Raw genomic sequence first — 13407 nt, forward strand, 5'->3', positions numbered from 1 at the left:
CGCGGGTGTCCGCCCCGGTCGCTGGTGGCGAGCGGCGGGTGGGGTGCCCTCCGGCCGGTGGATTCCCGGCCTGCTTCGCCTGACGCACGGAAGCCGACCGTCTCGGGCCGACCGTCTCGGGCCCGCCGTCTCGGGCCCGTCGCCTCCCGGTGTTCGCGGCTTCCCGGTGTTCGCGGCCGTTCCGGGCAGGGAGCGGCGACATCACAGCCCCGCCTGTGCGCGACTGTGGACAACTGAGGTCCGAGTGGAATCGGGCTGTGGATAAAAATCGGGGGAGCGGCGTGGGGCTGGACAATGACCGGGTGAGATTTCGGATTCTGGGTGCGACGGAGGCCCTGGACGCGCGGGGGCAGCCGGTGTCGCTGGGCGGGGCGCGGGTGCGGGCGCTGGTGGCCGCGCTGGCCCTGCGCGGTGGGCGGCCGGTGGCCGTGGAGACGCTGATCGACGAGGTGTGGGCGGTGGATGCGCCGCCGCAGGACGCACCGGGTGCGTTGCAGGCGCTTGTGGGGCGGCTGCGCCGGGCTTTGGGCAAGCAGGCGGTGGAGTCGCTGCCGGGGGCATATCGGCTGGTCACGGGGCCGTACGAGGTCGATCTGCATCAGTTCGAGCGGCTGGTCGCCATGGGGACGCGACAGTTGCGGGAGGGGGATCCGGCCGCGGCGGCCGGGACGTTGCGCACCGGGCTCGCGCTGTGGCGTGGACCGGCCCTGCTGGACCTGCCCGACGGGGCGGGAGCGGCCCATGGCCCGGAGGCGTTGCGGCTGGCGGCGCTGCATCGACGGATCGATGCGGATCTGGCGCTCGGCCGTACCGAGGAGCTGCTGCCCGAGCTGCGGCAGCTGACCGCGGACCACCCCCTGGACGAGCCGTTCCGGACCCAGCTCATGCGGGCCCTGTACGGCGCGGGACGCGGCGCCGATGCGCTGGCCGCGTACGAAGAGACCCGGCAGCTGCTCGCGGACCGGCTCGGGGCGGACCCGGGCCCGGAACTACGGGCGCTGCACGCCCAGTTGCTCGCACAGAAGGTGGAGCCGGCGCCGGCGGCGGCCCCTCCGGCCCCGGATGCGGGCCCCCGCTCCGGCAATCTCCGCTCCCGCCTCAACTCCTTCGTCGGCCGGGAGTCCGAACTCTCCTCTCTGCACTACGAGTTGAGGTCACACCGCACACGCCTCGTCACACTCACCGGAGCGGGCGGATCCGGCAAGACCCGGCTCGCCGAGCAGCTGGCCGGCTCGCTGGCCGGGGAACACCCCGACGGAGTCTGGATCGCCGAGCTCGCGCCGCTGGACGCTCCGGAGGCCGTGCCCGGGGCCGTCCTCTCCGCGCTCGGCCGACGGGACACGACCGTCTTCTCCCCGGCCATGGAGGCCCGTACGGCCGCCGAGCACACCGACCCGGCGGCCCGGATCGTCGACCACTGCGCGCCGCGCAGACTGCTGCTCGTCCTCGACAACTGCGAGCATGTGGTGGGCGCCGCCGCCGAGCTGGCCGACCGGCTGCTGCGGCACTGCCCGGGACTGACCGTGGTGGCCACGAGCCGGGAACCGCTCGGCGTGCCCGGCGAGGTCGTACGGCCGCTGGAGCCGCTGCCGCCGGCCCCCGCGCACCAGCTGTTCGCCGAGCGGGCGGTGGCGGTGCGGCCGGATTTCCGGGCCGCGGACGACCCCGCGGCGGTGGACGAGATCTGCCGCCGGCTGGACGGTCTGCCGCTCGCCATCGAGCTGGCCGCGGCGCGGCTGCGACTGCTCTCCCCGCGCCAGATCGCCGACCGCCTCGACGACCGCTTCCGGCTCCTGACCAGCGGCAGCCGGACCGCGCTGCCCCGCCAGCAGACGCTGCGCGCGGTCGTCGACTGGTCCTGGGACCTGCTCGACGAGCCCGAGCGCGCGCTGCTGCGCCGGCTGTCGGTGTTCGCCGGCGGCTGCACCCTCGCGGCGGCCGAGGCGGTGTGCGGCGAACGGGCCGAGGAGGTGCTCGACCGGCTCGGAGCGCTGGTGGACAAGTCGCTGCTGATCGTCGACCACCGGGGCGCCGAGCCTCGCTACCGGATGCTGGAGACCATCCACGCCTACTCCAGGGAGCGGGCCGCCGACCGCCCCGAGGAGCACGAGCACACCCTCGCCCGGCACACCGGTCACTTCCTGGACTTCCTGACGGACGCCGAACCGCGTATCCGTTCCGCCGAGCAGCTGCCGTGGCTGGCGCGCATCGAGGCCGAGCTGGACAACGTACGGGCGGTGCTGCACCGCGCGGTCACCGGCCGGGACGCGGACACCGCACAGCGGGTCGTCCTGGCCATGGGCTGGTTCTGGTGGCTGCGCAACTACCGCGAGGAGGGCGCCTCCTGGGCGGAGCGGACCGCGGCCCTCCGTCCCGGTCCGGAGCAGCTCGCCGACACCGACCCGGCGTTCTGGGCGCAGGCGGACCTACAGTTGCTGCTCCTCTTCCTGCTCCAGGACCAGAGCCGCGACCGCCATGACGAGCCCCCGAAGCAGCGCGCCCTGATCGACCGGCTGCTGACGGCCTACCGCCGCCCGCATCCGCGCAGCGCCCGCTTCCCCGGACTGCTGTGGCCGTTCACCGCGTTCTTCCTCGGCGGCTACGACCAGATACTGCCGCTCGCGGACGGGGCCGTGACCACCACCCGTGCACTGGGCGGCAGTTGGGAGCTGGGCGTCTCGCTGATGTTCCGTACGCATCTCGCGATCGGCCTGCCCGGCGGGCTGGAGTCGGCAGAGGCGGACGAGCCGGAGCTGGTCGCACTGGCCCGGTGGGTCGGCGACCGCTGGATGCTCGCCCAGGTCGCCGCCGCCACAGCGGAGATGCGGCAGATCCGTGGCCGCTACGACGAGGCACGTACCGCCTACGAGGAGGCACTCGCGCTGACCTGCGAACTGGGCGCGTACGCAGAGGGGCCGTTCATCCTGTCCCGGCTGGCCGAACTCCACTTCGCCGACGGCGATGTGGACAGCGCCGAGCAGGCGCTGGTGCGGGCGGACGAGCAGGCCGCCGAGTGGGGCGTGCAGGACCCACTGGCCTTCAACCACTCGCTGCACGCCCGCATCGCGCTGCGCCGCGGGAAGCTCGAGGTGGCGCGCGAGGAGTGCGAGGCGGCGCGTACGGCCGCCGCGCTGGGGACCCCGCCGCCCCATTTCACGCTCGTGCTGGACGCGTTGGCGGGCCGGATCGCGGCGGAAGCAGGTGAGCTGACGGACGCGCTGAGCCGGTGCCATCAGGCGCTGAGATCGGGGCTGGCGCACTACTGCACCCAGCCGGTGCTGGCGGCCGTCGTGGAATCCGCGGCCGTCGCACTCCAGCGCGCCGGCCGCCCGCGGGACGCGGCCCGGCTGCTGGGTGCCGCCGGCGCCTGGCGCGGCGAACTTCCGCGGCTCGTCCCCGAAGAGGAGGACGTACAGCACACGGCGGACACGCTGCGCGCCGAGCTGAACGGCGCATCCGACGACGACCTTCGCGGCGGCATACGGGACGGCCTGCACGAGGACACAGAGAGTGGCCTGCACCAGGCCATGGAGGGTGGCGGCCTGCACGAGGGCATACGGGACGACACACGCGACGACACGGTCGGCGGCCCACGCAGCGACATGGACGGCGGCACTCACGGCGACACGGGCGGCGACCTACGCGGCGGCTTCTACGATGCGCTGTACGCCGAGGGAGCGCGCCTCACCCCCGCCGAGGCCGTCGCGCTCCTGGCACCGCCCCCCGACGCTGCCGACCGGGAGCCGTCCCGCGACGCCGCCGACCAGAAACCGCCCCCCGACGCTGCCGACCGGGAGCCGTCCCGTGACGCCGTCGGCCAGGAGCCGCCCCGCCCCCTCAACGACAGCTGATCGTCGACTGCGCCCAGTCCCCCAGCGCCACCGAGCCAACGGGCGACGCCGGCTCGGCCACCAGCCGCAGCGACTTACGGCCCGCCAGCGGGACATGCACCGGCACCGCCCTCTCCCCGCCGCGCACCACCGCCGACTGCCAGAGCCGCACCCCGTCCGCGTAGACGGAGAAGCGCACCGCACCCCGCACCAGGCTCAGATCGTCGATGCCCGCAACGGCGTCGTACGCGGTGCACCGGCGGTTGAGGTCGACGGTCACCGAGGACCGCGCATGCACGCTCACGCCATGCGCATACGTGGTGCCGGCGATCTTCGGTTCCTGCCGCTGCCACAGCCAGCTGCTCCCGAGGGTGCGCACCTCCGGCCTGCTGCCGTCGCCCATGAAGTCGTGGTCGAGCGCATTGAGGCGGTACGCGGTCGGGGCGGGAAGCGGCGGCTTGGGTGAGGGCTTCGGCGGCGTGGGCCGGGGGACCGGCGTCGAAGGCGGGGGCGATCCGGGCGCCGGCCGCTGCGGAGCCCGCGGCGGGACGGGCGTCGGCTCGGGGCGCGGCCTGCGCGTCGGAGGCGGCGACGGGTGCGGCTTCGCGGTCTGCTTCGGTGGTGCCGGTGCGGCGCCGGCCGCCGGCGGGAGCGCCGACCCCGACGGCTCGGGAGCCGGCTTCTGCGGCGCGGACGGGCGCGGCTGCGCGGGCTGCGCATGGGGCGCCGGTGCCGGCTCGGGGGAGCCGGTCAGTGCCAGCGCCAGTGCCGCGCCCGCCACCACCGTCGCCCCGACCCCGATACCGACCTTCACCGCCGCGCCCAGCCCCTTACCCGCGGCGGCACCACCGCTGCCGCCCGCCGCACCGGAACCGCCACCACCTGCGACACCCGCCGCCGCACCGGCACCGGCCGCCGCACCCGCGACACCCACCGCCGCGGCTGCCGCCTTGACGGCGTACCCGGCGGCAAACCAGCCGATGACCGCGACCGGCAGCACCGCCCCGATCCGCTGGTTGACGTCTTCGACCTCCAGCGCGGCCAGCCGGCACCGGGCACATGCGTCCAGATGCTTGCGCAGCCCCCGCTCGGCCCGCATCCGCAGCCCACCGCGGGCATAGGCGCCGAGCCGGTCGGCGTACCGGGCGCAGTCGCCCCCGGCGGTCAGCGACTGGCTGACATGCGCCTGCAAATAGGCCTGTTTGAGGCCCTCCCTGGCGCGGTGCGCCAGTACGGCGGTGGCGTTCGCGGTCAGCCCGAGCAGCGGGGCGACCTCGCTGGGAGACTCGTCCTCGACGGCCGTGTGCCACAGCACCGTCTGATAGCGCTCGGGCAGACTGCGGAACGCCTGCACGGCCATCGACTGCTCGGCCTCGTGCAGAGCGCGCACGTCCGCGCCCAGATCCAGAGTGTCCCTGTCCCCCGGCGCACCGGCGGCGGACACCGCGAACACCGCGAAGTCCTCGACCAGTTGCTCCCGGCGTGCGGTCTTCGCCCAGGACGCGGCGACCCGGCGGACGGTCGTCAGCAGATAGGCACGCACCGCGGAATCCGGGCCCGCGCCGCCGCGCACCGCCTGAAGCGTGCGCGCGAAGACCTCGCCGGTCAGATCCTCCGCGGTGTGCGCGTCCCGGCAGCAGCTGCGGGCATAGCGCCGGACCGCGTCGGCATGCCTGCGGTACATCTCCTCGTACGCACTGTCGTCCCCGGCCCGCAGATCGGCGAGCAACTGGGCGTCGGACGGCGGGAGTTCGCCGCCTTCGGGGTCGGCGGCCGGGGCCGTCCGGCGGCGGGAGCGGTCCCGCTGCGGCGGCACGCTGTGGCCCTCGCCCGTCGGGTCACCGGCGCGATCGTGCCGCTCGGCGGCCGGCCCGGTCCGCCCCGGGGACTGCCCGGACGGCGTCCCCGTGCGCTCTTCCACCCCGGCCTCGCCGTCGCGCCGCCCGTCCCGCCCGTCAACACCCATCTTCGAGGCCCCCGAAGCCGCCGTCACACCGGAACACCGCGCCAGCGTGCCACACCGAACCCCGGTGGTTGAGGGCCCTGACGGTCATCCACTCATCCGGGGTGAGAACGTGGACGACCGCACGGACGTTCACCCGTACGAGCAACCACACATACGGGCTGAATCGCGCATACGGGCTGAACCGCCCCGCGCTCCACCCACGACACCACCCCGCGGCGCGGCCCCGCCCGATGAACCCGGCACACGGGTCCACCCGGACGGGGCCGGCCACCGGACCTCACCGAGCGGGGCGCGAACGCAGCCCTTCCAGCAGAATCTCCAGCAACCGCGCGGAGGCGGCCTGCTGATGGCCGGGATCGGGCAGCGTGGGCGCGCCCGTGGCAATCACTAAAAGGATGTCGGAGACCGTTACGTCGGCGCGCAGTTCGCCCGCCGTCCTGGCGCGCTCCACGAGCCGGCCGACGACCTCCAGCAGCGCATCGGCGCCGGTCGTCTCCTCGGCCGAGACCGAGGCAGAGGCCGAAGCCGCCTGTGCCGCCTCGCCCTCCGGAGCGGACCCGCCCTCCGAGGCGCCCTCCGGGGCGACCAGCCGGAGATCGACCGGTACCCCGTCCGCGCCGGACGCCATCCGCTGCTGCGGCACCCGTGCGTCACTCAGGCCGTCCGGCACCCGAGGGCCTTCCACGCCGTCCGCCGTCTCCGCGAGCCGGTCGGCGTCCGCGCTCCCCCGCAGAATGCCCGGCGGCAGCAGCCGCCCGGCACCCGAGGCGACCGACGTCCGCAGAAAGCGGGACAGCGCCGACCACGGGTCGTCCTCCTGGCCCAGCGCCGTACGCGCCTGGTCCGTCAGCCGTGAGGTCTCCTCCTCGGCTATCCGGCGGACCAGCACGTCCTTGCTCGGGAACCGGCGGTAGACCGTGCCCACCCCGACCCGGGCCCGCCGGGCCACGTCCTCCATGGGCGCGCCGTACCCCAGCTCGCCGAAGACCTCGCGCGCGGCGCGCAGCACATGTTCCAGATTGCGCTGGGCATCCACCCGCAACGGCGTGCTCCGGCCGCCCGCCCCCGAGCGGGCACCGTTGCTCACGCCGGAGCCGTTGCCGGCGCCGCTGCCGTTGGTTCTGTCGTTTCTCTTACCGCTCCCGGCATCGTCGGCGGCAGGTGCCACAGCGACGTTGGTCGGCCAATGAGAGCCCTGAATGTGCATAGTGATCCCCCGGTAATGTCGTCTCCCCCCGGAGACTCCCCGCCCTGACAGTCAGGGCGTACCGATGACAGGGTGCACCCCAACGGATACGAACATAGTTGAGCCTGCGTCAAGAATGAAGGGGGCGTTCCGCGCAATGCGCCCCCCGATCGGCCCAAGGGGCCTGATCCGCCCGGATTACACCCCCGCTCTCCCGTCGTCACCCACCCCCTGACCAGGGCACCTCCTCTCGCATACACGGAATGGGCCGTTCCGTCCCCAGGGTCGCGACCGGTCATACATTTCGACGGGCCTGTGGACAAAGGCGCTCCGGCGGTGCGTCATGGAACAGTGCTGTGCTGTCCCGGGGGTGCAGCGCCCGATGGTGGCCGTGCCGGCGGCCGCCGTCCGGATCGGTGCTGCCCGGGCCTGGTCGACACCGCGAGGAGAACCTCTGTGAAGACTGAGTCTTCGAACGACGTGACGCGCATTCTCGTGGTCGGCGGTGGCTACGTGGGGATGTATACCGCCCTGCGATTGCAGCGGAAGCTGAAGCAGGAGCTCCAGCAGGGCACTGTCGAGGTCATCGTGGTCGACCCCGAGCCCTATATGACGTATCAGCCCTTCCTGCCCGAGGCCGCGGCCGGTTCGATCTCCCCGCGCCATGTCGTCGTACCGCTGCGCCGGGTGCTGCCGCAGTGCAAGGTGGTCATCGGTGAGGTCACCGCCCTCGACCACACCGACCGCCGGGCCACGATCACCACCCTGGCCGCGGAGGAGACCGGCAACGGCGCCATCGAGGTGGAGTACGACGAAGTGGTCCTGGCGCCGGGCTCGGTCTCGCGCACCCTGCCCGTCCCGGGCCTCGCCGACGTCGGCATCGGCTTCAAGACCGTCGAAGAGGCCATCGGACTGCGCAACCACGTCCTCGGGCAGCTCGACATCGCCTCCTCCACCCGCGACCCCGCGGTCCGCGACGCCGCGCTCACCTTCGTCTTCGTGGGCGGCGGCTACGCGGGCGTCGAGGCGCTGGCCGAACTGGAGGACATGGCCCGCTATGCCGTCCGCTACTACCACAACATCCAGCCCGAGGACATGAAGTGGATCCTCGTCGAGGCGACCGACCGGATCCTGCCCGAAGTGGGTCCGGACATGGGCCGTTACGCCGTACGTGAGCTGCGTGCCCGCAATATCGACGTACGGCTGGAGACCCGGCTGGACTCCTGTGAGAAGCGGGTCGCCCAGCTCAGCGACGGCTCCCGCTTCCCGACCCGGACCCTGGTGTGGACCGCGGGCGTCAAACCGCACCCCATCCTGGCCGCGACCGGGCTGCCGCTGAACGCTCACGGCCGCCTCAAGTGCACCCCCGCGCTCCAGGTGGAGGGCGTCGAACACGCCTGGTCCGCCGGCGACGCGGCCGAGGTCCCCGACCTGACGGCTCCGCCGCCCGCCAAGCCCGACGAGCCCCGCGCCGTGTGCGCCCCCAACGCGCAACACGCCGTCCGTCAGGCCAAGGTGCTCGCCGAGAACATCGCGGCTGCCGTGCGGGGCGGCCCGATCCAGGACTACGAGCACAAATACGTCGGCTCGGTGGCCTCACTCGGCCTGCACAAGGGCGTCGCGCACGTCTACGGGCGCAAGCTGAAGGGCTACCCGGCGTGGTTCATGCACCGTGCCTACCACCTCAGCCGGGTGCCGACCTTCAACCGCAAGGCGCGGGTGCTCGCCGAATGGACGCTGGCCGGCCTGTTCAAGCGCGAGATCGTCTCGCTCGGCTCGCTGGAGAACCCGCGCGCCGAGTTCGAACTCGCCGCGGGGACCGGACGGCACAACGAAGCCAGTTGACGCGCCGTACCCCACAAGAGTTGCCGTGCCGTCAGCCCTGGTACGCCGGATGTTCCGGAGTGCGGAACTCCACGCGGGCACCCGGGCGTCTGACGGATGTCCGTCCGGTCGGCCACACTGGACGTGTGACCATGGGTGGACTCGTATCTGCAAAGAGTGACAATCACGAGGATTCTGGACGTTTGCTGCATTCCGCAAATGGACGCCGAGAGTGTCCCCAGCCGACCCTTCCCCGGCCCCCGGCCGGGAGGTCCCGCCATGCCGACGGCCCGATCCCGCGCGACGACGCGAAGTAAGAGGTACCCCTCCGTGATCTTCACGCGCTGGAGCGCCAAACTCCCCGGCACACAGCGGCGTGCCGCCGCCCGGTCCGACCGCGCCGCACCCCGCCCCGCGTCCGGCACACCGGCCGCCCCGCCCGCCGCGGCCCCGGCACCGTCCACCGTGCCCGCGGCCCCGGACGTCACGCCCGCCGCCCCGACGGCAGCCACCACGGGCACCGTCCCCGCGGCCCGCGCCGAGCCCGCGGAAACGGCGCCGTCCCAGGACCCCACCCCCGTGGCCCTGCCGCCCACCGTCGACGCACTGTCCGTCCACGACATCCTCGGCACGATCCCCGCCCTCGTCGCCGTCGTCTACGGTCCCGAGCACCGCCTCGCCTACGTCAACGGTGCCTATGCCGCAGCCTTCGGCCCCCGCCCGGCCGGCCACACCGCCCGCGAAGCCCTCCCCGAACTCGACGCCCTGGGCCTGCTCCCCCTGATGGACCAGGTCCTGCGCAGCGGCAAACCGCGGACGGTCAAGTCCCGCAAGGTCCCCGGCGGCGCGGGCGGCGACCGCTCCCGCGACGGCTACTACACCTTCACCTGCACCCCGATCGAGGTCGCGGCCAGCGGCCCGGCACCCGACCCCGAGGTCGCCTGCGTCGCCCCGCACAAGGGCGTCCTGGTCTTCGGCGCCGAGGTCACCGACCAGATCGAGTCCGCCGAGCGGCTGCGGGCCAGCGAGGCGCGCCAGCGCGAGGCCGCCGTCACCCTCCAGCGCTCCCTGCTGCCCCAGGAACTGGAGCAGCCCGACGACCTCTGCGTCGCCGCCACGTACCAGCCGGGCGGCACGGACGCCGCGGTCGGCGGCGACTGGTACGACGTCATCACCCTCGGCGCCGGCCGTACGGCCCTGGTCATCGGCGACGTCATGGGCCGCGGGGTGCGCGCCGCCGCCGTCATGGGCCAGCTGCGCACCGCGGTCCGCGCCTACGCCCGCCTCGACCTCCCGCCCCACGAGGTCCTCCAGCTCCTGGACGGCCTGGCCGCCGAGATCGACGCCAGCCAGATCGCCACCTGCGTCTACGCCGTCCACGACCCGAACGAGGGCCGGCTGGTCTACGCCTCGGCCGGCCATCTGCCCATCCTCGTACGCGACCCGGACGGCACGATCCGCCGCGCCGCCGAGCCCACCGGGCCGCCGCTGGGCACCGGCGGCTGGCTGCACACCTCGGGTTCCGTCCCGCTGGGCCCCGGCAGCAGCGCCGTCCTCTACACCGACGGCCTGGTGGAGCGCCGCGACAAGGACATCGACCACGGCGTCGAGGCCCTGGAGCGCGCCTTCGCCGGTGCCGCCGGCGCCCCGGACATCGTCTGCGACCGCCTGCTGCGCTCCCTGGGCATCACCGCCAGCCACGACGACGATGTCGCCATCCTGGTCCTCCAGCACCCGGAGCGGACCGGCCATGACGCCGAGCTGTTCCACAACGCCGCGCTCGAACTCCACGGCGGCACCGAAGCGGCCCCGCGCGCCCGCGCCTTCGCCTCCGGGGTCCTCGCCTCCTGGCGTTTCCCGACCGAGCTGCACGACCTCGGTGTGCTGGCCGCCAGCGAACTGGTTGCCAACTCCCTCCAGCACGGCACCCCGCCCATGCGCCTCCGGCTGCGCCGCACGGACCGCCGGCTGATCGTCGAGGTCACCGACGGCGACGACCACCTCCCGCGCCGCCGCCGCGCCGAACCGGCTGACGAGGCCGGCCGGGGCATCTCCATCGTCGCCACCATCGCCTCGTCCTGGGGCTCCCGCCGCACCCCGGGCGGCGGCAAGGCCGTCTGGTGCGAATTCGCCCTGCCGCGCGGATAGCCGTACGTCACCGGCCCCCGGCCTGATCCGATCGGACCAGGCCGGGGGCCGGTGGGACGCGCCGCTCTCACGGCGCCGGAAGCGCGGGTTCAACGACCGCCCATGGTTCCGGCGGTCCGGGCACGCTGCTCAGGCGCCGCAGACCACCGCTTCCGCTGCCGGCTCCGCCGGCACCCGCGCCGCGGGCAGGGACGCCACCGCCCGGTGCGGATTGTCCTGCTCCGGACGCAGCATCCGCCCCAGCCGCAACGACAACACCGTGATCCCCAGCGCACACACCACGAGCATCCCGATGTACGCCACGTACATCCCATGCCCCACCATCAGTGCGCCCACGGCCGGACCGACCGCCAGCGCCAGCTGCTTGACCAGGGCGAATGCCGAGTTGTACTGGCCGATCAGGGAAGCCGGCGCCAGATCGGCCACCAGCGGAGCCACCGTCGGCGACAGCATCGACTCACCGATACCGAACAGCGCATACGTCGAGATCAGCAGCGTCGTCGCCACCACCTGCGCGCCGTGCACCAGCCCGGACAGCCCGGCGGCTATCCACGCCACCGTCCAGACCATCCCGACCAGCGCCATCACCCGGCTGCGCCGCCGGCGCTCGACCAGCTTGAGCACCACGAACTGCGCCGCCACGATCGCCGCCGTATTGGCCGCAAGCGCGATCCCCAGGCTCGCCGGTGGGATCCGGGTGACCTCGGTCGCGTAGGCCGCCAGCCCCGACTCGAACTGCCCGTAGCAGGCGAAGAACAGCACGAACCCCAGGACGCACAGCCACACCATCCGCCGGTCGGCGAACATCGCACGCCAGGCGCCCTTGGCCCGCTCCTCGGTCGGCACCGGGTCCTCGACCTTCGGCGTCCGCGGCAGCCGTACGCTCGCCACCGCCGCGCCGAGCACCAGGAACATCACGGCCTCGATGGCGAACAGGCGCACAAAGCTCGACGCATGCGACTCGTCGACCAGCAGCCCGCCGACCAGTCCGCCGACGCCCAGCCCCAGGTTGTTCAGGAAGAACTGGGTGGCGAACGCCCGCGACCGCGTGACCGTCGTCGAGCACCACACGATCATCGTCGCGAGCGCCGGCTGAATGACCGCTATCCCGGCACCGAGGGCGATGGCCGCCGCAATGACCAGCGGCTCGCTGGCGGACAGCCCTATCCCCAGGGAGCCGATGGCGGCGCAGACCGAACCGATGACGGCCACCGGCAGCGGCCCGCGCCGGTCGATGACGCGACCGGTCAGAGGCAGGACGACCAGCGCGGCCACCGCCAGCATCGCCAGTACGGCACCGGCCGTACTCGCGCCGAGATCCCGCACCTTCGCCACATAGACGTACAGATACGGAACGGTGAAGCCGCTCCCGAACGCGCTCAACGCGTTCCCGAGCTGGATCCGGCGCAACGCGGCGCCCATCGCGGTGGTCACACTCACCTACCTAGGTCAGGTCATCAGACGGATAAGAGGGACGAACCCACGAGCTGCGGCAGACGCCAGGGTGAGACCGTCCGAAGCCGGACAGTCTCACCCTGAAGACTTCAACTCTAAAGTTCGAAGCTAAAGACTACACGCCGAAGAACTTCAACGCCAATGACTTCCATGTCATACTGCGCCGCATGCCTGAGCCCTCCGATGCGGCCGCCGACACCGCCGAGCCGAGCCTCGAGGAACAGATCGCGGCCTACCAGCGCGAGTTCCAGGACCTCGACCCCCAGGTGGAGCAGGTCGTCTCCGCACTTCAGCGCCTCAACCGCCGGATGAACGTCGCCTACGGGCGGCAGACCGCCACCCTCGGCCTGAGCAACGCCGAATGGGAGGTCCTCAAGGCCCTCGTCGTCTCCGGGGTCCCCTACCAATTGGGCCCCGGCGAACTCGCCAAGCTCCTCGGCCTCACGCCGGCTGCCATGACCCACCGCATCGACCGCATGGCGAACGAGGGTCTGGTCACGCGCGAGCGCGACGAGAACAACCGCGTCCGCGTCATCGTCGCGCTGACCCACGAGGGCCGCGAGAAGTGGCTCGAGGCGATGCGCCTGGCGTCGGTCTTCGAGGAGGACCTCCTCCAGGACCTCTCCGGAGAGGAACGGCAGCTGCTCGGCCAGGTCCTGACCCGTCTGCTGCGCCGCGTCGAGGACGCCCAGCCCGACGCCGACGGGCGTCTGAGTGACCTTGACTGACGCGTGTTGACACGACCCTTCCCCATCCGTAGTGTTCTCCGAGTTGCCACAGAGCCGGAACGGTTCCGCGGCGACCATCCCGCCGCTTCGCGGCACCCACTACTGCACGGACCCTCACCGGGAACAATTTCGGCATGCCGGAATTCGAACCGTGACGTGATTATGCGTCAACGAGGAATTCCGCTAAAGTAGTGATCACGCCGAAAGGCGCGGCAGTTCAAATAGCCGCACCCGAGGCGGGGGAATCGGAAACGAATTCGGACCGGCAAC

Annotated in this window: 7 protein-coding genes; 4 read left to right on the forward strand and 3 right to left on the reverse strand. The window is 72.8% G+C overall.

The window, feature by feature from the left end; genetic code table 11:
• The first annotated feature begins 302 nt into the window (after window positions 1–302).
• The gene (locus tag IF67_RS0125340; RefSeq protein WP_078889625.1) at window positions 303–3851 is read left to right on the forward strand and encodes a BTAD domain-containing putative transcriptional regulator; all 3549 of its coding nucleotides are present in this window, start codon (window positions 303–305) and stop codon (window positions 3849–3851) included.
• Here the strand turns inward: IF67_RS0125340 and IF67_RS0125345 are convergent.
• Together IF67_RS0125345 and IF67_RS0125350 are read right to left on the reverse strand one after the other, a co-directional pair.
• The gene (locus IF67_RS0125345) at window positions 3838–5796 is read right to left on the reverse strand and encodes a sigma-70 family RNA polymerase sigma factor (protein WP_030989351.1); all 1959 of its coding nucleotides are present in this window, start codon (window positions 5794–5796) and stop codon (window positions 3838–3840) included. The genes IF67_RS0125340 and IF67_RS0125345 overlap by 14 nt on opposite strands.
• A gap of 277 nt (window positions 5797–6073) precedes the next feature.
• Window positions 6074–7003 carry a TetR/AcrR family transcriptional regulator gene (locus tag IF67_RS0125350; RefSeq protein ID WP_078889619.1) on the reverse strand — a complete coding sequence of 310 codons (930 nt, stop codon included), beginning with the start codon at window positions 7001–7003 and terminating at the stop codon, window positions 6074–6076.
• Window positions 7004–7438: 435 nt separating this feature from the next.
• Here IF67_RS0125350 and IF67_RS0125355 point away from each other — a divergent pair, with 435 nt between their 5' ends.
• Both IF67_RS0125355 and IF67_RS0125360 read left to right on the forward strand, forming a co-directional pair.
• On the forward strand, window positions 7439–8827 hold the full coding sequence (locus IF67_RS0125355; RefSeq protein WP_030989354.1) for an NAD(P)/FAD-dependent oxidoreductase: 1389 nt from the start codon (window positions 7439–7441) through the stop codon (window positions 8825–8827).
• A 309-nt stretch (window positions 8828–9136) separates the two neighbouring features.
• Entirely contained in the window at window positions 9137–10954 is a 1818-nt protein-coding gene (locus IF67_RS0125360) for an ATP-binding SpoIIE family protein phosphatase (RefSeq protein ID WP_030989357.1), read from the forward strand.
• A 129-nt stretch (window positions 10955–11083) separates the two neighbouring features.
• On the opposite strand, the gene IF67_RS0125365 is transcribed toward IF67_RS0125360, so the two are convergent.
• On the reverse strand, window positions 11084–12388 hold the full coding sequence (locus tag IF67_RS0125365) for an MFS transporter (protein WP_030989358.1): 1305 nt from the start codon (window positions 12386–12388) through the stop codon (window positions 11084–11086).
• 188 nt (window positions 12389–12576) lie between these two features.
• Here IF67_RS0125365 and IF67_RS0125370 point away from each other — a divergent pair, with 188 nt between their 5' ends.
• Window positions 12577–13137 (forward strand): MarR family winged helix-turn-helix transcriptional regulator, encoded by a 561-nt coding sequence (locus tag IF67_RS0125370; RefSeq protein WP_030989360.1) that lies wholly within the window; start codon window positions 12577–12579, stop codon window positions 13135–13137.
• Window positions 13138–13407: the final 270 nt, after the last annotated feature.

It is taken from the genome of Streptomyces sp. NRRL S-1813 (assembly GCF_000719605.1).
Taxonomy (GTDB): domain Bacteria; phylum Actinomycetota; class Actinomycetes; order Streptomycetales; family Streptomycetaceae; genus Streptomyces; species Streptomyces decoyicus.